The organism is Bremerella cremea (genome assembly GCF_039541315.1).
Classification (GTDB): Bacteria; Planctomycetota; Planctomycetia; order Pirellulales; family Pirellulaceae; genus Bremerella; species Bremerella cremea.
Genome location: NZ_BAABFZ010000003.1, coordinates 681975 through 703588, shown reverse-complemented (window position 1 = coordinate 703588; position 21614 = coordinate 681975). Strand labels below are relative to the sequence as shown.

The following is a 21614-nucleotide window of genomic DNA, read 5'->3' as shown; positions in this document are numbered from 1 at the left end:
CGCACCCACCCACGAACCAATACCAATGGCCGCCCGGCGATTGGGCTTTTCGGTTACGCAATTCACTTCCCCTTATCACTTGCGTTCCAGGTGAAGCTTCTGCTCAAGGATCGAGCGGGGCAGTCGAGTGACACTGGTCATGGACGACGACCCCTTACCAGTTTGCCTCGGGGTGAATTCCAGCGTTCCCCCCAAGTCGACGTAGACGCCCACATCCTTTGAGCCAGGAGGACTTGTCTTGATCACCGCCGCTTCTCTCAAAGAGTACACAGCAAAGGATTTAGCTCAGATGGCGAAGCGTCGCGGCGTGACCGGATGGCATGCGATGCGCAAGGACGAGCTCGTGAAAGCCCTCATTAAAGCCGCGAAAGCCAGCACGCCAACCGCCAAGAGCAAATCACCTGTGGCTAAATCAACTGCGGCCAAGCCGAAAAAAGCCAAGCCAGCTCCGGCTGTTGCCAAGGCCAAAAAGGCTCCGGTCGAAAAACCAAAACCAGCCGCCCCGGTCGCCAAGAAGCGAGCCACCAAGGCAAAGCCGGTTAAGAAGTCCGATCCCAAGGTTGTGGAATCAATCCGCAACTTGCACGAACAGCGTCAAGCTGCCAAGAACCTGGCCACCAGCTCGCCTGAGCAGACCGGGCCAGACCGTTTGGTCTTGATGGTCCGCGATTCTTACTGGCTCCATGTCAGCTGGGACGTCTCGCGCAAAGCGATCGAACGTGCCAAAGCCGCTTTGGCTCAAGACTGGCATACGTCGATCCCAGTCATTCGTCTGACGGAAGTCGACGGTGAAGTGATGACCAGCGGATCGGAACGTCTGGTCAAGCAAATCGAAATCCACGGTGGCGTTAAGAACTGGTATATCGACGTCGTCGATCCACCAAAGAGTTATCGTTGCCACCTCGGTTATCTCGCCACTAACGGTCGCTTCCACACGATCTCGCGAAGCAACGTGGTCACCACGCCTCGCCCAGGTTCGTGCGAAGAAATCGACGGTAACTGGGATGACGTCGCCGAGAACGTCGAAAAGATCTATGCCTTGAGTGGCGGTGCCGATGAAGAACGTGCCGATGGCGAACTGCGTGAAATGCTTGAACAGCGTTTCCGTCGTCCTGTGGGCGTGCCGATGGCCGCTCGCTTGGGCCTGGTGGGCGATCAGTTCTGCAATGGCAAGCCAAACCAAGACTTCGATCTCAACATTGAAGTTGAAATGATTGTCTATGGTTCCACCAAGGCAGGTTCGTTTGTGACTCTTTCGGGCGAGCCTGTAAAAGTGCGGGAAGACGGCACTTTCCTGGTAAAGATGGATTTCCCTGACAAGCGTCAGATCTTCCCGATCGTTTCGCGATCGAAGGATGGTTTGGAGCAACGCACGATTGCCTTGGCAGTCGAACGGAATACAAAAGCGATGGACCCGATCTCGCACGATCCACGCGAGTCGAGCAACGGCTAGTTGGCCGAGGGAGAGCAGGGGAGACGTTGGTAGGAATTTGCTAAGATTTCCTTCTTAATTCTCCTGGTCTTCATTGCTTATTGAATCAGAAGGGTTGGTACGATAGTTTCGTATCAACCCTTTTTCCATTCTTGTCCCGCCATCCGAGGCTCCCGCCATGAAATCCTCCCGCCGCTTGTTTCTCGCTAATTGCTCCGCCGCTGCTGCGTGCGGTCTCTCGATGGCATCGCCAGCTTCTTTGTTGGCCGCCGATAATACGACTGCCAGCGGTGAAAAACGAATCAAAAAAGCAGTGAAGGTCGGCATGGTTGGCGTGCCCGGTTCACTGGCCGACAAGATGACGGTCCTCAAGGAGTTGGGCTTCGATGGCATCGAGCTCAACTCCCCAGGCGGTCCCGACGCTGAAGAAGTGAAGAAGGCAATCGAAGTCTCTGGTTTACCAGTGCATGGCGTTGTCGACTCGATTCACTGGAACATTCGTTTGTCCGATCCCGACGAAGAAGTGCGTCAAAAGGGGCTCGAAGGTTTGATCACCGCCATTCACGCCAGCAAGTCGTACGGCGGAACGAGCGTGCTGTTGGTTCCTGGCGTCGTCAACAACGACGTGACCTATGAGCAGTGCTGGGAGCGTTCGATCGAACAGATTAAGAAGGCGATTCCCATCGCCAAGGAAGCAAACATTCAGATCTTGATGGAAAACGTTTGGAACGGGTTCCTGACCGATCCAAAGGAAACAGCTCGCTTCATCGACGAACTCGACAGCGACATGGTGGGTGCCTACTTCGATGTTGGTAACACGGTGAAGTTCTCGCCGCCACACGAATGGGTTCCAATTCTCGGCAAGCGAATCAAGAAGCTCGACATCAAAGACTACGGCAAAGGCAAGGGCTTCGGAGCGAAGCTACTGGAAGGGGATGTCGATTGGCCAAAGGTGATGGCCGAACTTCGCGAGATCGATTACCAAGGCTGGGCAACGGCTGAAATCTCTGGCGGCCCGCGCGATCGCCTGACGGAAATCGCGGATCGAATGGATCGCATCTTCGCCAGTTAGTGCCTGCGAATCACGAGCACTAAAAAACAACAGCCACGTTCGATATCGAGCGTGGCTGTTTTGTTAGAGGAATCGGACGAAGGCGAGAACGCGTCTTAACCACTCAGGTTCAATTGAATCAGTTGATTCAAGCTGCCGGACTTGATGCCACCCAGGTCGAGTGCAACGAACTTGAAGCCGATCTCGCGGAACGCTTTCTCAAGCGGCTCTCGCACGTTCGGTTCCGCCAGTTGTGAAATCGATTCGACAGGCACTTCCAAACGTGCCAGGTCGCCTTCGTGATAGCGCACACGCATGTCGTTCAAGCCGAGACCACGCAGGTAAGCCTCGCCTTCTTCCACCATCTTCAGGCGTTCCGGCGTGACTTCGACGCCATAAGCGATGCGGCTTGCCAGGCAGGGGGAAGCAGGGCGATCCCACACCGGGATGTTCCACAACCGGGCAATGCCACGCAGCGTCGCCTTGTCGATCTCGCATTCCAAGAGGGGCGAGCGAACGCCGGCGTTCGATGCCGCGATCATCCCAGGTCGGTGGTCGCCGCGGTCGTCGAGGTTCGCACCGTTAACGATCGCTTCGGTTGCGAACTGGCTGCGTATCTCGGTGAGGTGATCGTACAGTTCTGATTTGCAGTGGAAGCAGCGATCTGGGGCGTTGGCCACGTAGCCAGGTCGGCTCAATTCCGAAGTCTCGATCACCTCATGCCGGATACCAATCGCCGCCGCAACTTCGTTGGCGATCTGCAGATCTCGCGCGGCAACGCTCGGACTCTTGGCGGTCACGGCGAAGGCGTTCTCACCCAATGCCAACACGGCGGCTTTGGCCACGACGCTGCTGTCGACACCGCCTGAGAAAGCCACCAGACAAGTATCTAGATCGCGAAACCAGGCCACAAGGCGTTCGCTGGCCGCAAGATGATCGTTGGCAGTCATGGATTGGGAAATTGCCGCTATGCATAAGAGGGATGAAGTCCACGAAGGATTCCCCTGATTTTAAGCCGGAACCCCTCCAACGACAACGATCCCAACCGCATGCCGGTTACTTGAGCAACACCGTTACGGGGGCGTCAGTTGATGTTCCGGCGACGCACCATCGTTCCACAGATACTCGAAGTTCGTGATGTACTTCTTTCCGTGGGGACCGGTTTCCGCCAGGCGGTGCCAGTACCACTCCAGACGCTTCCAACTGTTAGGGGCATCTTGGCGAGCTTGCATGTCTAGAAGCAGGCGATCCATTTCGGCCTGGGTTACGAGATTTTTCGAGAAGCAGACATTGGCAGTGGCCGTGGTCGTAGCGCCCCAACAGTTCTTCCATTCCTCTGGATCGGCCCCGGGAGGTGGCGTTTCCCAAGACTCGAGAATCGCAATGATCTCGTCGTAACGTTGCTTGAACTGAATTTGACCGAAGAGCCTCAACGCGGACGGCGTCACGCCGGCGACAAAGAACACCAAGATCAACAGGCCAAGAATCGTTCCGAGGCCTTGTTTGGTTTTCGATGGTTGATCCGTCGCTTCAGTCATCAGAAGGCTCTTCAGGAAAGGATCGAGCTAAGGGCTTCTTCCAGCATTTCTGGTTTGGCCAAACCGGTTCGCCAGGAATGGGGGATCCCACTTTCTCCCCAAAACGCGCCGGCGAACTGACTGCAGATCGCTCCGGTCGTATCGGAGTCATTGCCAAGGTTGACCGCCTTGAGCACTGCTTCGCGGAAATCGCCTGCGTCGTGGAAGGCCCACAGTGCAGCTTCCATGCTCTTCACCACGTAACCACTGCCAACAATCTGCGGTGGGCTGAGTTGGCGAAAGCTTCCCTCGGCGATCTCGGCAATTTCTGGAGCCAACTCTTGTTGAGAGCGAAGCTCGGCCAATGGCTTCCAGTCGGGCGACAAGACGACATCGCGATCGATTCCCTGCATCAGTCCAGCAAGAATCAAAGCCATATAGCGACATGCATCGACGCAAAGAGGGCTGCCATGCGTTGGCAAGCTCGACTCGGCAGCACGATCGGCGAGCTTTGCGATGTTGTCGGGAAAGAGGTTGAGGAAATGAATCGGCACCGGGGCCAGTCGCATGATCGAACCGTTGCCGCTGGAACGAATCTCGCGGCTACCACTCGATTGGGCATCGTAGCTGCTCTCGAAGCGTGCGAGTGCTTCACGCGTTGCAATGCCGATGTCGAAGCAGCTACCGGTGACTGAGTACTTCCCCTCTCGGAACCATTGCAGGTAACGTGTTGCCTGATCGTTCAGATCCCAGCCGGCCTCGCCGATGCTATCCGCCAAGGCCAACGCCATGCTGGTGTCATCGGTCCATTCGCCTGGGGCCAAGCGATGCGGACCACCATCGCGATAGTCTTCGACCAGCTTAAACGAGCCGGGCGGCTGGAACTCGACAGCCGCACCCAAGGCATCCCCAACCGCGAGGCCCATCAAGCAGCCACGTTGACGATCGAGCGTCGCGAGAGACATCTTCCATTAACTTTCTAGCAGACAAGAGTAAGCTGACAGGCGATTCGCTGAGAGGGATTCGCTTCGCCCCATTTGTACCGACTGCGAAAGGGAGGATCTAGCAGAAAGGCAAGAAACAAAGCCGCACCAAGTGGCTGATGTCCGGCGACTGTCGCGATGGGTTGAATAGAGCGACCATGAGAGGCGACTTCATTCGTATTCGCTTGCGATGCGATGTTCGGGTCGACGATTTGAACTCGAGATCGCAGACGTTTTCTTCCCCTCGATACCACCAGTGCTGATGACGCGGGGCATGACATAAAACACGAAGTTGCCACAAAAGGACCACGTCAACGCAGCGGACGTACGTAAACGCCAGTGAGATGGAAACATTTGATTGGCGGAGGCGACCACGCGCTTGAACAAACGCTTCAACAAGGTTCCGGCAACGAGCAACCGCGACTGTCCCGCCAGAAAATGAGATTGTCGAATCGACCGTCTTTCCAAATGTCTATGGGTGCGGTACTTACGACATTGGTTGGCCGGTTGTGACCATGAGTGGCCAAGCACGCCCAGGAGGACTCGAACCTCCGACCTGCGGTTTAGAAGACCGTGGAACATCAATTGATAACACGTTAATGCGCAATGAGTTGCGAGAGGCGAAGGAACGATCTTGTACTGGAGCTTGCACTAACTGCCAAGTGAATTCCACTTTTCTTGCCATCTGGGAGAAGCTGAGCAGTGCCAAACGCGACTTCGCCTTAAAAGTGTTGAGGGTGTTAGAAGCAGAATGAGACACGGAATTCTGGACTCAATGTAACAAAGGCGATATCGGTAAGCAGAGAGGTCGGAATTGTGTGAGCAACCCTTTTTACGTCATGCATCTTCTTGACTTGGGGTATTAGTTGCGCCACAATCCGAATGCCAATCCACAAATGGGTAGTGGATGTTGATATGCGCCATTAGGAGGCGAAATGAAAAAGATTGATCTGCATATTCATACTGTTGCAACAGTTAGTGATAGCGCCTTTGAATTCTCATTGGAAGTATTCAAGAACTATGTTAGTCAATCTCAGATCGATGCAGTTGCAATCACTAATCATAATCATTTTGATTTAAGTCAATTTAGGGAAATCCAAGATGCACTTTCAGCCAAAGTGTTTCCTGGGATCGAGATCGATTTACCTTCGGGACACTTGCTCCTTATTTCTGATGATAGCGACTTAGCCGGGTTTGAGGCAAAGTGCTTAAGTGTGTCTCAGCGAATCACGACTGCAAATGACTCAATCACGACTGCGGACTTGAGAGCAATCTTTGGAGACTTGTCCGAATATCTTCTTATTCCCCACTACGAAAAGGCACCAGCCGTACGAGGGAACGATTTCACGGACTTAGAGCAATACTTTCTCGCAGGCGAGGTTAATAGTGCAAAGAAGTTCATGCGGCTTATGAAGGACAGTGACAAGCTGTGTCCAGTGCTCTTTAGTGACTCGCGAATGAAAGTCGACATCGGGGGCTGGCCGACTCGCCAGACCTTTATTGACTGCGGTGAAATTTCATTGGCAGCTATAAAGGCATGCCTTGGCGACAAGAATAAGGTGTTTCTGTCGAGAGAGGAAGGCAATCGGCTATTCCAAGTACTTGACAATGGAATGCACATCTCCACCGGTCTTAATGTACTCTTGGGAGAAAGGTCATCTGGGAAAACCTACACCCTCGAGCGTTTGCACGAACGCTTCGATAAAGTCAAATACATCGAGCAATTTGCGTTGGTGCAATCAAGCGACGAAGAAGACGAAAAGGGGTTCAATACGGATGTTCAACGAACGAGGAGCCTATTTGTAGACAAGTATCTAGCTGGACTTCGAGAGATAGTCGAGGACGTCGCAAAGGTTGATATCGAGAAGGATGACAAAGATATCGAGAAGTTTGTAGCCACGCTGATGAAAGCAGCTGACGAAGCAGACCGGCGTGATTCATTTTCCAAAGTCAAACTGTTTGATGAAGCAGAGTATGTAATTGGAGATAACGAAGGACTCGAACAGCTCATTGGGTCAGTTATTCATGTCATTGAAAACTTAGAGTTCCGACCAAATATTGAACGGCACGTGAATCGAGATAGCTTGAAGGCTTTGGCAATCGAGCTGATCGAAACGCTTTGGGACAAGTCGCTGCAAAATCAAAAGAGAAGTTTCGTCAATCGTTTAGTCACCGATGTGAAAGAGTTGCTTCGTCGACGCACATCGGCCACGCATGTCGATCACGTGAACCTTTTTGACATTGCAATGAACAAGAGGAAGGTAAGTCGATTTCGAGAGATAGTGCAGGAGTTGCGAAAGGAAAAGGAAATATTTAGCGAAACTGTTCAGGGGTTTCGGATAGTTGCAACTAAAGGCGCGTTCAGAAATGCGACGGAAATGGGGAAAGCGATCAAGACCAGAGCAGCATTGAGCGATGCATTCAGGGTATATCGTGACCCATATGCATGTCTTCAGATGCTAAAGGGAAACGACAGAATCGATGAAGCAGATATGCATAGGTTCTTCGTGAAAATATCTTATAGAATTTTGAACAAGGATGGAGCAGAAGTTTCAGGGGGCGAACGATCAGAGTTCCGGCTTTTACAGGCAATAAAAGATTCGCAGCGTTTCGACGTACTTCTGCTCGATGAACCAGAGTCGTCGTTCGACAATAAGTTTTTGAACAGTGATGTAAATGGAATAATTCGCTCCATCGCCGATGAAATGCCCGTTGTCGTCGTTACCCATAATAACAACGTTGGTGCGTCAATTCGTCCGGACTACGTCTTGTACGCGAGAAAGACACTGGAAGAAGGCGAGGTGAGTTATCGAGTCTTCACGGGGTATCCCACGGATCGACGTTTGGTGTGTGTTGATGGGACGGATATTGCAAATCACGAAGTATTGCTAGATACACTTGAGGCAGGTGTAGAGGCGTACGAAGACAGGAGAAGTGTATATGAAGGTATTAAAGATTGAGAACAATAACGGGAAATTCTTGGATGAAAAGAATGCATTTCATTCAATCGACAAGCTGACCAAAGGAAATCTGATGTGGATAGTTGAGAGGGTGCTCGATGGTACGGCCGAAATTGAGGAATACGATGAAAGCAAGCTGGCGAATCAGGCCCACCAAGTAATTTACAAAAGTCTTTATGACAACCTAAGCAGCCTTGGCGCGAGAAAAGACGAGTTTGTCGATAAGTCGGCGCGATTATATCTCGAGCACTACGAAAGATACATGGATGACACTTCTCAGGGTGCAGGCGAAGTGGAGGACGAAGCGAACTCGACTGGGGAACCATAGTTGATAGCGTCGGAAGGCTGAGAGGTTTAATGAGTTATGGGCGGACTCATCATGTCGCGTGCATGTGCGATGGAAGCAGCGACGATTGATGGTGGTGGTGTGTATGGGAAATGGCAGGGCTGGGGTTCGCACGGATGTCGAATCGATATGACAGGCAGTTGATCTCCGAATGGGGAAGGGGTTTGCCGGTGTGGCTGACTTCAGTGAGCTATATCACTGTTAAATCGGTTGACTCGATCTTTGAAATCACGAGAGCAGTTCGGAAGGAAGAGGGTTCCCTTGCACTTCCGCGAAACTTCTCTGTCGAAGCATGGCGAGCACTCTACCTCGATCACACGGCAGACATTAAGCAAGTCCTTCTGACGCTCTGGCCGATTGGCGAAGAGAAATTTGAAGAGTTCGTATTCAAGTCGAACGAAGAGTTTCAAGAAGACTACGCCCAATGGCAGGGGAGGATCGTTGAACGCCTCGGTTCACTTTATGCCGATCCTGTAACACGAGACCAATCCATTAACGAGTTGTGTGATGAGTTCGCGAAGGTGGTCTACATCAGCGACGATAGGCTGACAAATATTGCGTTGATCGTTATCGATCGGTTTTTTCGAGCTGAAGTCGAGGATGAAGAGGGGCTTCAATGGGTCGAGTCGGCATCACTGCGATTCATTCTGGAAGTGCTTGTGCCATGCATGGCACTGTACCAGGAACTTCCGTCGACATTGTTTCAGCGTGCCCAAGAGGGCGATTTGGACGCACTGGAAAAACTTCTGGAGTTAGACCAGTGGGTTTCGATGTTTCCGGACTGGGCTGCAAAGACACACAGCGGGGACCATTCCCGAGATCGCGACTTTCTCGGCCTGCTTGCAACAGCTATTACACGAGAGCGTCCGAAATTGGAAATCGCGGAACTTAAGCTCACCATGGCGTCGTTTATTAGCTATCTGGCTGTTGCTGTCGGCACACCGATAGCACATAAGAAGTTGCGTGAACTTTTTGATCTGCACGCACAAATTATCGGCCAGGGAGAGATCGATAAGGAGCTAACTAGGCATGATGACACCTTTGGAAGAATAATCCGGCGACATCGGGAAAAATGGAGTCGGTACACACCTCAGTTACCGGAAGAGCTTAAAAGGGCTATGGGGCGATTGAGAAAGCAGAACTCTCATAAGCAGCGAAAGGCGAAGAGGAAAAGAGCCGCATAGGGAAGCCGGACAGAAGACGCACAAATAGTGTCCGGATGATGAACATCCAATTCTGCCGTTAACAGCCACAGACAGCCACTGTGGCTTTTTTCGTTGCCAAGTAAGGAGAAGCAGAAATGGTTTTCATTCGATCAATGCGGGATGCAGCTGCAAGCAGCCAAAGGAGCAGAGAAGAGGTGGTGGGAAAGGGGTCTGGGGAAACGGCGGGGGGTTCCCCAGAATGCGGTTTGGAGTGCTCGGGCGAATCCACTGCTAAACAACCTGGTGCGGAAGGAAGCCGTAAGGCGGCGGGCCGCGATCGAGCGAGGCTGACGAGCGAGGAGCGGACGACGCCGTCGGCAGACGGCCCGCGACCCCCGGAATCTATTAGCAAGGGCGTCGCAAATGCTCACCCCTTCACAGGAGGCGAAGATACCGTAGAGATTTCCCTCTATGTCGCATGGAATCCGTATTGGTCGTTCCTGCAAGAATTCTTCGACGAACGAAAGCGGGATGCCCAGTCGACCAAAGGGGATCGCGGTCTGTTTGAAATCGGCGGATGGAATTTCGAAATGTTGCCCAGCGGGGCAGGGGGGCGATCGGGCATGGTTGCCAAGTACCTGCTCAATGTGGCAGGCATGCAGTTTCGGATCACGACCGGGCACAGTCCTAATGGTGATACGCCAAACGTAAGCGTCCGAATTGGTAGCGTAGCGCTGATGACTCAAGGGCTGGAAAGGTGCCTGGCCGATATCCATGCTTTCCTAGATCTGTTCGGCGGTCTTCTCCTTGAAAACAAACTGAGTCGAGTTGATAGCTGCATCGATCTGCCTGGCGTTCCAATGGATCGCTTTGCCAAGGCAATGTCTCAGCGGCACTACATTTGTCGGGCCAAGCTCGCTCAACACTTTCTCGATGGGGCCGATATGACCTCGGTTTCGATTGGGAAGGAGCCTAAGTGCCGCATCTACGATAAGGTAGCCGAACTCCATGCACGTACCGATGTACCCAAGCTTCAGGCGATTCTGAATGCTCGCTGGAATGGTGAATTTCCGGAAACCGCAACGCGTATTGAATGGCAGATTCGTCGAAAGACAATCAAACAATTCGGAATCAACTCGGTAGAGGACTGGATCGAGAAGCGTAGCGGAGTCTTCAACTATCTGTTCGAATGGCTTCGGATATTGGATACTGAAGGGCGCAAGTTCGATCCGCAAAACTCCGATCGCTATCCAACGCTTGAGCTATGGAAGATGGCCCACGAGGTGTTTTTGAATTGGTCGAATTCGCCGATTCAAACGGTTGAACGAAGACGATCAAAACAAGACGCATCCCCGCAACGCATTCGCGATATGTTAGGAGGCTGTGCCTTGTCGCTCGTCGCCAGGCAAGAAAGAGAATGGGATGGCCTCGATAACTTCGAACGCCAGGTCCTTGAACAATTGAGGCGCTGGATTGCCAAAAAGACACCTGAAGAAGTAGAGCGGGAATTCCAACTTCGCCAGAGTGCTTTTCTGGCAAAGCTTCCACCAAGTGAAGACTTGGAGATGCCTGATCGATCTCTTCGGCAAGACTGGGCTACCTGGTTAGCTGAGCTGGTGCCAGATGCTTTCAATAAATTCGAGGACGACGACCACGACACCTCAGGAAAGGCGGCAGCGTAACCATGACCAGTGAAAATAATGCAGTGCCGCAAATGTTAACGGCCGAGCAGCTCGCGAAAGTGCTGCAAGTTTCCGAGAGAACCTTACGCCGGCTGATTTCATCCGGCAAAATTATGTCACCTACTCGCATCGGTCGCCAACTTCGTTGGCCGCTGGTTGAAATATCGAAGTGGATTGAACAAGGCTGTCCGGTTCCCGGAAGGTTGAGGAAAGGAAACTAAATCATGGCGAGTATCTTCAAACCAACCTATTCGGCGAAAGATCCGAAGACCGGCAAAACGATTCAGCGGAAGACCAAAAAGTGGTACGGCCAGTATCGGGATGAAAACGGGGTGACACGTCGTGTGCCACTCTGCACCGATAAGGCAGCTGCTCAGGCAATGCTGAATGAAATCGTGAAACGGGTAGAACGTGGTGAGGCAGGGCTTACCAGTCCCTACGATCAACACCGCAAACGCCCGATCGAAGGGCATCTGGAAGACTTTGAACGCCACCTGGCGAACAAAGGGACTTCACCCAAGCAGGTAAAACTGACTCTTACGCGAATTCGGAAGATCATCAAGGGATGCAAGGTCCAGAAGATCCCGGATATTCGCGTCGATGTGATTGAAACCTACCTTTCCGAGCAAGAGTTAAATGGGCTCAGTGAGCGAACGCGAAATTTCTATGCACGAGCGATCAAGCATTTCACGCGTTGGCTGGTGAAGTTCCGGAGGAATCAGGAAGACCCACTATCTCCGCTGTCTGCGACGCACCGTGTAAACACCCCTCGACGCTCTCGGCGGGTGATATCGAGCGATGAGCTAGAAAGCCTGATTCAATCCACCATGCAAAGCCAGGCCGTTTATCGAGGCCTGACCGGGGAAGACCGGGCGTTCCTTTACCTGGTTGCCAGCAATACAGGACTTCGGGCTTCTGAACTTGCCAGCCTGAAAACGTCAAGCTTTGAATTGGCGGAAGGGCGTAACTTGGTAGTTGTCGAAGCAGCCTATTCCAAGCGGCGTCGTCGGGATGAACAGCCGATCCCAACACGACTCGTTGCGGAACTGCGGCATTATCTAGGCGGCAAGCGTCCCGGTTCTGTCGTCTGGCCAGGTAGTTGGAATGAGAAGGCGGCCAAGATGCTCCGGGGCGATCTCAAAGAAGCAGGCTTGGAATACGAAACGGGTGCGGGGGTGTTTGATTTCCACGCCCTGCGGCATTACTTCGTGTCGAACCTCTCGCGTGGTGGCGTGCATCCCAAGATGGCTCAGAAGCTGGCCAGGCACAGCGATATTAACCTGACGATGAACACCTACACCCACGTTGAGTTGGAGGAACTGACTAAAGAGCTAGACCGGCAGTCGCCAGTCAGCAAAGCCCCTCTGCAGAACAATTTTCTTGCACTAGAGCTTGTACAAGATGCTGACATTTCGTGTCCGGAGGTGTCCGCGACGGTCCAGCCAGAAAATGAGATTGTCGAATCGACCGTCTTTCCAAGTGTTTATGGTTGCGGTACTTACGACATTGGTTGGCCGGTTGTGACCATGAGTGGCCAAGCACGCCCAGGAGGACTCGAACCTCCGACCTGCGGTTTAGAAGACCGCTGCTCTATCCAGCTGAGCTATGGGCGCAAGGGCTTGTGGGGACACAAGTTTTACTGATTCTAGCCGATGGCGGCAGAACGCCAAGGCAGTTGGCCCAGGGAAACGAGGGAATTTGCCAATCGTTCGGGGGCCATTTGCATCTACGACACAGACAGGGCGGGGAAGGATCGCGTGAGGCGGGGGAATTGTTGCGTTTGCTGGAATCAGGCAGGTACATCGAGCAATCGGTCGTATGTGCTAATCGATGAACGACCGATCGCTGAGGTTTGGCGCCGAGCTTGGCTTAGAGGTCGTTTTTCAGGACGATGCGATAGCGAGCTTTGCCTGATTTCAGGTGCTCGAGGGCGTCGTTGACTTTCGACATCGGCATCTCTTCGACGATCGGGGCGATGGCATGCCGTCCGCTGAAGTCGAGCATCTGGCCGGCCAGGGCAGGGCTGCCGATCGGAGAGCCGCCGATCGTTCGTTCGCCAGCAATGACCGGAAACCAGGTTGCTTCGATCTTGGGAATTGCTCCGACTATGTGGAGGCGCCCGCCTGGTTTCAGCAGATTGACGTAAGCGTCCCAGTCGAGCATGACGTTGACGGTGACCAGCACCATGTCGAACTTCCCGGCCGCCGCAGCCAGGGCATCGGCATCCTTTGAGTTCAGAAAATGGTGAGCGCCCATTTCCTTCGCTTCCGCCTCTTTATCAGGCGAAGTCGAGAACGCGGTCACCTCGCAGCCCCAAGCCTTGGCAAACTGCAGGGCCATATGGCCGAGTCCGCCGATGCCGACTACCGCGACGTGATCCATCGGGCTGGTGTTGCTAACGATCAAGGGATTAAAGACGGTCACGCCGCCGCAGAACATCGGTCCGACTTTGGCGGCATCAAGCGTTTCCGGAATCGGAATCGCCCAGGCTCCTTGGCAGCGGACTTTGTTGGCGAAGCCGCCGTTACGACCAACGATCGTGTCGGAGCTGTTCGGGCAGCGGTGATGGTTGCCGGTCATGCACTGCGGGCAGACCATGCAGGACCGAGCCTTCCAACCGAGACCGACCTTCTGACCAGCTTTCAAATGCTTGACCTGATCGCCGCAGGCCGCAACGCGCCCCACAACTTCGTGACCGGGCACGAAGGGGTAGCTGCTGATGCCCCATTCGTTGTCGGCCATACTCAAGTCGCTATGGCAGAGGCCGCAATAGTCGACATCGATTTCGACTTCGTCCGGCAAGAGGTCGCCAGGATCGTATTCAAAAGATTCCAGGGGTTTGCCAGGGGCGGTTGCAGCGAAGCCTCGAAAGCTCATGGAATCATCCTTCCTGCGATAGCGTAAGGCTGCCTCGCTATAGAAACAAGGCAGCAGGGTTGAATCTCTTACGGCTTATTATCGCGGGGAATCGGGGCAGGGCAAACGTACCCGGCCGGCGTTATTCGGAATCCGCTTTTTCTTCGGTTACTTCCGCTTCTGTCGATTCCTTTTCGGTCGAAGCTTCCGGCTCGGCCAGTTTGTCTTCGCTCTCTTCCGTCATCGGTTCAGGCTTCGTCGGAGCCTCTTCCTCCGGTTCTTCCGCTGGCTTTTCGTCAGCTGGCTTCTCGGTCGAAGGTTCTTCCTTGGCTGGCTCCTCAGTTGCCGGCTTCGTTTCCATCGGCTTCGCGGTGGAAGCTGGCGGAGTCGCTGGCTGGGCCGATGGCCGCATCATCCCGTTGCCGGACATGATGCCAGGAAACTCTCGACCCGGCGTGCCACTTGGCTGCGTGGTTGCTTGAACCAGTGGAACACTCAGTTGATCGCGTTTGAGAAGGATCTTATCGACATCTTCGGCCTTCACCACATAGTACCAATCGGCGAAGCGGGCATTAAGCTCGAAGATCTTCCGCATCGCTTCATTCTTCTGTTCGCGATAGGCGGTCATTAATGCTTCGTTCTCTTGCAGGATCTTTTCGCGGGCCACGGCCTGGGCTTCGACGTCCTGGTCTTCCCCTTCTTTGATTTCGGGAACTTCCTGCAGGGTTGGTGGGGGCAGCATCTCGTCGATGAACTCGGTCTGAACGAACAAGTATTGCTGCTTCTGGTCTTTGTTGTCACCACCCAGTTTGTCGATACCAAATAGCAATCGATAGCGAATCGCATCGACCGTTTCGATCACCAACTCGCCATTGACGCCGACCATGGCTGCCTTGGTTTCGCCAGGCAGGGTGAACGGGAAGAAGCCGTTGGCGATCAGCGTACGCAGATCGTCTTGCGGAACTTGCTCCAGTGGCGAGTTGTTCTTCAAGGCATCGGCCAGGGCATCTGGCTTGCGGAAGACGTCGACGATCGTGATGTCGTTCAATGCATTGCGGATTTCGTCGAGCTTCTCGCGATTCAATTTCTGATCGGCTGGCAATTGCACGCCGATCAGCTTGGAAGGATCGTCGGGCGAGGTGTCTTGCAGACGGAATAATTGCCAGGCGTTGGCATCCTGGTTGAAGCCAACCGTTGCGTCCATCTGGGGCAGCACGCTGATGCCGTTATTATTGGCCTGCATGGTGTAGTTGCGGAAGCGAAGCGAACCGACGTCGAACGGGTTGAGCTTCAGCAGGTCTTTGTCGATCCAGTCCGAGAACTCGGTCGAGAAGACCGATGGATCAAGGCGGACGAGGTAAATGCGATCACGACCTGGGATGCGAACATAACGCAGTTTCGGATCTTCTTTGTCGGCGGCACCCACGATCAGGTTGGCCAGCGTTTTGTCGGACTTGCCTTTGATCGTGATCAGTTCGCCAACCCCTTCCGAGTCAGCAGACAAGGCATTAGCGTTCGGTTCAATCACACCAAATTCGGCATGCTGACCGGGCAGATCGCCGACGACTCGCAGCACGTTCAAGTCGACCAGGCTGTTGGCTGCCAACGACATGTGCTCGGTCGCGTTGGCAGGGTAGCCGCTCTTGGTCGCGATTTGCCAACCGTCTCGCGTGTCGGAAACTTCGAATTGGCGAAGCTGCCCGCGGTCGGAGTCGAAGCGTGTGATCTTCATCGACTCGGCCTGCAACGGATCGGTGAACTCAGGGAAGAGGGCCTGATTGACTTCTTCTTCCGGAGTACTGGTGACAGGAGCCGGACGCGAAACGTAGGCGACGCCCCCAATGATTGCGGCGATGGCCACAAAGATAATGGTCTTCAGCGATTCACTCATGACGATATTGCTTTGCAACAAGTGCGTTAGGTTTCGGATGAAACGATTTCAGGACCTTGCCTACTTGATAATGCGGTCCTTCGAGAGACCTTCGCGTTCTTTCAAACGGCGGAGGACGAACACCACGATCCCGATCACAATCGGAGGAATCGGCGGCAATGCCACCGCCAGCGTCTTGACCTGGTTTTGATAGGCCAACACTTCACGGTTCAGCTCCCGCGTGATGCGTTGCTGTTCGCGTTCCTGGTTGGCTTGAATCTTCTGATCGGCGGCACGCTGCTTGTTTTGAACGTCCTGGTTTCGCTGCGACAGTTCCAGTTGCAGAGCCTGCACTTCGCGAAGATCTTCAGCACGAATCTCGCCACCCTGGTTGGCCCGGGCATTGAGCGTGTTGATCTTCATGTTCAACTCTTCCAGCGGTTGCTGCAGTTCTTTCTGGAGCGCCTCGCGTTGGGCTTCCGCACTCAAAGCGGCTTGACGCAATGCGTTGTCGCTTTGTTCGCGAGCCGTCTTCGTCAAACCTTCCATCAGGCTAAGACGAGCAATCGGAGGCTTACGGCTGCGAATCGGAATGTAGACGTCTTCGCCGGCCAGCTTGTCGATCAAGTTCAACAGGAAGTTGGTGTTGTCGACTTGCAACTCGGAAGTGTCAGCGCTTTGAGCACGCAGTTGCACGAAGACCGTGCTCAGCAAGTCGATATCGCTGACCATCGCCACGCGGATGTTGCCATCCGACTTGGGCTCTTCAGGCTTGGCATCTTCTTCGGTCTTCTCTTCGGCTGGCTTCTCTGCAGCCGCGGCATTTTGGCCAACGGTCGGAGGCTTCCCTTCGATCATTGCAGCCAACACAAACGGATCGGGCGCACCACCGGTTGGTCCGATGGCTGGCTGTCGCTTGGCTTCCACGCGACGTGGATCTTGTCGCGATGCCATCAGGTCCTGGAAGGTGACGGTACCGATCTTGGTGCCGGTGCTCACCAGCGGAGTGAAGGTCATCGACTTCGGGAAGCCTGGCTGCTTTTTGATGGCCCCTGGGTAGAGGAACAGAAGCTGACGCAAGTCGCTGGTAACGTCGATGGTATTGTTGAGCGCGCCGTACTCAGGGGCCCCTGGCGTGGCCTGGTCGGCGAAGACGAATTCCTTTGTAATCGCTCCCAGCTTGCTCAAGCGAACTTCCGGGTTGTAATCTTGCCAAATCACAAAAGGCTGATAGTAACGGTCGGTCTGAAGCTGCTTGCCAGGCATGACAATGTGCAGCATGTCCCACAGCTTGCGAATGTCTCCCTTGGCAGCCGGTGGACGACGACCAGGGAACGGGTTGCGTTTCTCCTGGCCGATCGCGGTGGCCTGACCAATCAGGACCGGCGTCGGATCGTCGAAGATCGCCGTTGGTACGCCCGCTTGGATGGCGTCCATTAGGTTCTGAAGTTCGGTGGGTGCCAAGGCGGACGGTTGAACGGCCATCAGCACGTCGACCGAACTTGGATCGATGGTGACGCTCGGATCGATCTCGACCACTTCGTACTGCTTTTCCAACTCGCCAATGATTGCCTGAGGTGGAATATTCTGGAAGCCGCCCAGTGGGTTCTGCTGAATGCCACCGAACAACTGGGCATCGGTCGACAGAATCCCTAAACGCTTACGCTGCTTTTCGGAAACCGTTCCCATCGAGCGAACCAATTCGTATTCGACCGGAACACCGTTGTCGAAGAAGGGGATTACCACCTTTTCGAGACCGCGCTGAACGGCCGCACCGAGAATGACTTCTTCTTGAGCCAACGCGCCACGTTCTTCCGAGACGAGTGCTCGCGGTTCAATCCCGTACGTTTCACGAGCGATATCGGCCGTTTCGCTGAAGGGTTCCAACCCATCGTGGATCACTACATTCACGTTCGAACCGCCGAGTGCCCGAAACTCGCTTAGGTAGTTCAGCAAATCGAGCTTGGTTTGGGCGTAGGTCTTCGGAACGCTCGCACTAATGAAGGCCTCGATTCGCACCGGCTGGTCGGTCGACAAGTTGCGGACCAGTTCCTTGGTTTGCGGCAGCAGGCTGCTGGTACCGTTTTCGGTATAGTCCCAACGAGCGTCATTCATCACGAAGACCAGCGTTCCGGCGAAGGCGATCACCAGCAAGCAGGTCGCGCGAATAATGTAATGCATCAGCAGCGACTCGCCATCTTTACCACCCAGCCAGTGACGTCGGCCAATCAAAACCATCGCCAGATAGATACCGACGATCGTCATCAGCAGGAAGTAAGAAAGCGAACTGATCGAGATCACCCCGCGCCCGAAGTCGGCGAACTGTTTACCGATACTCGCTTCGCTGAGGAAGCCGACCCATTCGTTTTGGGTGACGAAGGCATCGGAGTACTGCAGCAGGACGAATGGTGCGTTCACCATGATCCCCAGCACGAAGCCAAGGGTCAGGTTGTTGGTCATGAACGAAGCCACCATCCCGAGGGCAATCATCGTTAACCCGATGAACCAATAGCCAAGGTAGGTGGTGATGAACAAACCAGAGTCGAGCGAGCCGAGCGAAAGGGCGTCGAGTACCAGGAAGTTACAGATTTGCGAGAACATCAACGAAACACTGAACACGCTCACCGCGGCCAGGTACTTACCGATCACGATATCGAAGTCGGTCGCCGGCAAGGTCAGCAGCAGTTCGTCGGTACCCAGACGCTTTTCGTCCGCCCACAAGCTCATGGTGATCGTCGGAATGAAGATCAACATGATCAACGTGATCTGTGAGTTGAGCTGGTTCAGGTTCGCCAGGTTCGCGTTGAAGAATTCGTGCGGCCAGAATGCGGCCATCGAGGTCAGCAACACGAAGATTGCGAGGAAGACGTACCCGGTCGGATTGCTGAAGTACGACTTGAAGTTTCGCTTCATCACCGCGTACGAGGCCTTCTTCACCACCGATAGCGGAATCAGCAAAATGAAGAACGCCAAGGCGAACATCAAGTCGAACAAAGTCAGCGACAGGAGTTTGAAATAGAACTCGGCGGACATGTCGTGTTACCGTGTTATCTGCGAAGGTAGTTGTATTGGTTGGGAAGGAAAGAACCGGCAGCCAGGACTAGCTTGCCTCGGCAGGCTCTTCGCCTTCCGATTGGGTCAACGCATTCACGCCCTTGGTCATGCGATAGAACGCATCGTCGAGCGATTCGCCAGGCTGCTTCATGCCATCGATACTACCGTCGTAAATCAGACGGCCTTCGTTGATCACGATGGCACGGGTCGCCAGGGCGTCGACCTCTTGGAAGATATGGGTGGAAAGAAGGATCGTCTTTTCCTGTCCGAGGCGGCGGATCATGTCACGCACACCACGGATCTGGTTGGGATCGAGACCCGAAGTTGGTTCGTCGAGGATCAACACTTCAGGTTCGTGCAGAATGGCCTGAGCCATCCCGACGCGTTGCTTGTAACCCTTCGAGAGTTTCGAGATCGGCTTGTGCAGCACAGTGTGCAGATTGCAAAGATCGACGACCGCGTTAATTCGCTCGGTACGTTCGGCCGGGCTCATCCCGCGGGCTTCCCCCATGAACCACAGCAAACTGTGCGGGGTCGAGTCGGGGTAGAGCGGTCCATTTTCAGGCAAGTAGCCCAGCAGCGACGATCCCTGAATTCGCTGCGTCGCCATGTTGAATCCGGCGATCCGAGCGACCCCTTCGCTGGGGGAAAGATAGCCAGTCAGTAGCTTCATCGTGGTGCTTTTGCCGGCGCCATTGGGGCCAAGGAAGGCAACCACCTCGCCACGATAGATTTTGAAACTAATCTCTCGCGATGCCGCAAAGATTCCATAAAACTTGGAAAGCCGGTCGGCCTCGATCATCGGCAGATCGGAATTCTGATCAACCATAGCAGTTCGTTTTCTTGGGCGATCTGATTAGAGCAGGGCAGGGGGCGCATAGCGGATGAGCCGCCCCACTAACCAAGGGTAAAACACGTAGTGTAACCAAATGCCCCGGCGACACAAACACTGGACTGATTAAGACTTGCCGAAATCAAGCGTTGGTTTGACGGCTTGTTAAGGCAAGTCTGAAAGCCGCATCGGAAGATGATGATTCCAATGCGCATCGTCGGTTTGTGGGAAATCCATTCGCAGGTGAACGCCACGCGATTCTTCTCGCAGGTAAGCGGCACGAGCCATTACCTGGGCGACAAGCAGCATGTTTTGCAGTTCCCAGCCGCGGGGATGGTCGAATTGATGAGGGAGGACGTAGCGGCACCACGCTTCGATCGTGTCGACTGCGTCTTCGAGCCCATGCGAATCACGCCGAACCCCGACGTTTCGCCACATCAGGCTTTTCAAAGAATTGCGGATGTCATCCAGGTCGAGCGGTTCGGAAGGCCCAGCCACCGGATGTTGCAGGTTGATCGCTTCGAAGCGGTCCGGCATCGCCAGCGCCTTCTCCGACGCATTTCGACCGGTCCTCTTACCGTATACGAGTCCTTCCAGCAAACTGTTCGATGCTAATCGGTTGGCACCATGTAGCCCCGTACTGGTGACCTCGCCAGCGGCCCAAAGGTGCGGGATCGAAGTCTGCCCGTCGGTATCGACCGAGATGCCACCGATCATGTAGTGAGCCCCGGGCCGGACCGGAATGCGTTCGGTGGTGATGTCGATGCCAAACTTCATGCAACTGGCGTAGATGCCCGGGAAGCGGCGTTTGACGAAGTCGGCGTCGAGATGCTTGAGCGTCAGATAAACGTTGGGATGACGCGTCTTTTCCATCTGCGAGACGATCGCCTGCGAGACGATGTCACGCGGTGCCAGTTCGCCCCGAGGGTCGTAGTCGGTCATGAAGCGATAGCCGTTGCGGTCGACGAGGTGACCGCCTTCGCCACGGACCGCTTCAGAAATCAGGCTTCGGCTACTACCGGCGATATACAGCACGGTCGGGTGAAACTGCATGAATTCCATGTCGCGGGTCTCGGCACCGGCCCGAAGCGCCATGGCGATCCCGTCGCCAGTGGCAACACCAGGGTTGGTCGACTCTCGGTAGATTTGGCCGACGCCACCTGAAGCGAGGATCGTTTGCTTGGCCCAGATCAGCGTACGGCCATGCTTCTCGTCGGAAGCGAGCGCTCCGCGGCAGACGCCATCGTGCGTGATTAGGTCTTGGGTGAATTCGTTCTGCCAGATCTGAATATTCGGCAGCGAGCGGACCATCTCGACGACCGAGCGAATCACTTCTTTGCCGGTCGAGTCACCGAGGGCATGCACGATTCGATCACGGCCATGACCACCTTCCCGCGTGAGTGCGAGTCGACCGTCGATGCGATCGAAATTGGTACCCCATTCAATCAGTTCACGAATGCACTGCGGCCCTTCGTGTACCACCAGGTCGACCACTTCACGATCGCATAGGCTTCCCCCAGCGATGATGGTATCGGAGACGTGATCTTCGTAGCGATCGTCTTCGTCCAGCACACCGGCGATGCCCCCTTGGGCATAGTTGCTGTTCGATTCCTGGATTTGCTCTTTCGAGAGGATCAATGCCGAAAGATTCGGATCCACTTCCAAAGCGGCACGCAGACCTGCGATACCACCACCGATAATCAGCACATCGGTGAAGTAATGGGAAACGCTTTTGGGATGGAACGGAACAAGGTATCGGGGAACGTGGGGTGCCATGCGTCCAACGATGGTTGCATCGTGCATGTCAGGAATTGCTTTGTGCAACCAAGAGGGTGACAGGCAGCGATTTCCTGGAGGTTATGCCCGGCTAGGTGAATTTTCAGGGA

The 21614-nt window shown here is 54.3% G+C and carries 16 protein-coding genes, 2 tRNA genes and 1 pseudogene; 8 read left to right on the top strand and 11 right to left on the bottom strand.

The window, feature by feature from the left end; genetic code table 11:
- Positions 1-238: 238 nt before the first annotated feature.
- Positions 239-1453 (top strand): DUF4912 domain-containing protein, encoded by a 1215-nt coding sequence (locus tag ABD890_RS05050; RefSeq protein WP_345086506.1) that lies wholly within the window; start codon positions 239-241, stop codon positions 1451-1453.
- A gap of 54 nt (positions 1454-1507) precedes the next feature.
- Here ABD890_RS05050 and ABD890_RS05045 read toward each other — a convergent pair whose 3' ends face one another.
- Positions 1508-1759, bottom strand: a complete 252-nt coding sequence (locus ABD890_RS05045) for a hypothetical protein (protein ID WP_345086504.1) — start codon at positions 1757-1759, stop codon at positions 1508-1510.
- Here ABD890_RS05045 and ABD890_RS05040 point away from each other — a divergent pair.
- Complete coding sequence (locus tag ABD890_RS05040; protein WP_345086502.1) at positions 1758-2504, top strand: sugar phosphate isomerase/epimerase family protein; 747 nt, start codon at positions 1758-1760, stop codon at positions 2502-2504. The genes ABD890_RS05045 and ABD890_RS05040 overlap by 2 nt on opposite strands.
- Positions 2505-2599: 95 nt before the next feature.
- On the opposite strand, the gene larE is transcribed toward ABD890_RS05040, so the two are convergent.
- The 4 genes from larE to ABD890_RS05020 all read right to left on the bottom strand — a co-directional run bounded on the left by larE (position 2600) and on the right by ABD890_RS05020 (position 5580).
- The gene (larE, locus tag ABD890_RS05035) at positions 2600-3433 is read right to left on the bottom strand and encodes an ATP-dependent sacrificial sulfur transferase LarE (RefSeq protein WP_345086500.1); all 834 of its coding nucleotides are present in this window, start codon (positions 3431-3433) and stop codon (positions 2600-2602) included.
- Positions 3434-3556: 123 nt separating this feature from the next.
- Entirely contained in the window at positions 3557-4021 is a 465-nt protein-coding gene (locus ABD890_RS05030) for a hypothetical protein (protein WP_345086498.1), read from the bottom strand.
- 11 nt (positions 4022-4032) lie between these two features.
- Positions 4033-4965: an ADP-ribosylglycohydrolase family protein gene (locus ABD890_RS05025; protein WP_345086496.1), complete on the bottom strand. Its 933-nt coding sequence runs from the start codon at positions 4963-4965 to the stop codon at positions 4033-4035.
- 546 nt (positions 4966-5511) lie between these two features.
- Positions 5512-5580 (bottom strand) — tRNA-Arg (locus tag ABD890_RS05020).
- A 338-nt stretch (positions 5581-5918) separates the two neighbouring features.
- Between ABD890_RS05020 and ABD890_RS05015 the strand changes: the two genes are divergently transcribed.
- From ABD890_RS05015 to ABD890_RS25495, 6 genes and pseudogenes are all read left to right on the top strand, one after another.
- Entirely contained in the window at positions 5919-7943 is a 2025-nt protein-coding gene (locus tag ABD890_RS05015) for a PHP domain-containing protein (protein WP_345086494.1), read from the top strand.
- The gene (locus tag ABD890_RS05010) at positions 7924-8271 is read left to right on the top strand and encodes a hypothetical protein (protein ID WP_345086492.1); all 348 of its coding nucleotides are present in this window, start codon (positions 7924-7926) and stop codon (positions 8269-8271) included. Before ABD890_RS05015 ends, ABD890_RS05010 begins: the two co-directional genes overlap by 20 nt.
- A gap of 134 nt (positions 8272-8405) precedes the next feature.
- Positions 8406-9473, top strand: coding sequence for a hypothetical protein (locus ABD890_RS05005; protein ID WP_345086490.1), 1068 nt, complete (start codon positions 8406-8408; stop codon positions 9471-9473).
- A gap of 116 nt (positions 9474-9589) precedes the next feature.
- A complete protein-coding gene (locus ABD890_RS05000) occupies positions 9590-11116 on the top strand; it encodes a hypothetical protein (protein ID WP_345086488.1) in 1527 nt (508 codons plus the stop codon).
- Positions 11117-11118: 2 nt separating this feature from the next.
- On the top strand, positions 11119-11337 hold the full coding sequence (locus ABD890_RS25500; RefSeq protein ID WP_425548469.1) for a helix-turn-helix domain-containing protein: 219 nt from the start codon (positions 11119-11121) through the stop codon (positions 11335-11337).
- Between the two features lie 3 nt (positions 11338-11340).
- Positions 11341-12414, top strand: a pseudogene (locus tag ABD890_RS25495) (tyrosine-type recombinase/integrase); the annotation flags it as partial.
- A 241-nt stretch (positions 12415-12655) separates the two neighbouring features.
- Here ABD890_RS25495 and ABD890_RS04995 read toward each other — a convergent pair.
- The 6 genes from ABD890_RS04995 to nadB all read right to left on the bottom strand — a co-directional run bounded on the left by ABD890_RS04995 (position 12656) and on the right by nadB (position 21531).
- Positions 12656-12729, bottom strand: a tRNA-Arg gene (locus ABD890_RS04995).
- Positions 12730-12985: 256 nt separating this feature from the next.
- Complete coding sequence (gene ahr / locus ABD890_RS04990; protein ID WP_345086486.1) at positions 12986-13993, bottom strand: NADPH-dependent aldehyde reductase Ahr; 1008 nt, start codon at positions 13991-13993, stop codon at positions 12986-12988.
- Between the two features lie 121 nt (positions 13994-14114).
- Positions 14115-15863 (bottom strand): DUF4340 domain-containing protein, encoded by a 1749-nt coding sequence (locus tag ABD890_RS04985; protein WP_345086484.1) that lies wholly within the window; start codon positions 15861-15863, stop codon positions 14115-14117.
- Positions 15864-15923: 60 nt separating this feature from the next.
- On the bottom strand, positions 15924-18875 hold the full coding sequence (locus ABD890_RS04980) for a Gldg family protein (RefSeq protein WP_345086482.1): 2952 nt from the start codon (positions 18873-18875) through the stop codon (positions 15924-15926).
- Between the two features lie 67 nt (positions 18876-18942).
- Positions 18943-19725, bottom strand: a complete 783-nt coding sequence (locus ABD890_RS04975) for an ABC transporter ATP-binding protein (RefSeq protein ID WP_345086480.1) — start codon at positions 19723-19725, stop codon at positions 18943-18945.
- Between the two features lie 168 nt (positions 19726-19893).
- Positions 19894-21531, bottom strand: a complete 1638-nt coding sequence (gene nadB, locus ABD890_RS04970) for an L-aspartate oxidase (protein ID WP_345086478.1) — start codon at positions 21529-21531, stop codon at positions 19894-19896.
- Between the last annotated feature and the right edge of the window lie 83 nt (positions 21532-21614).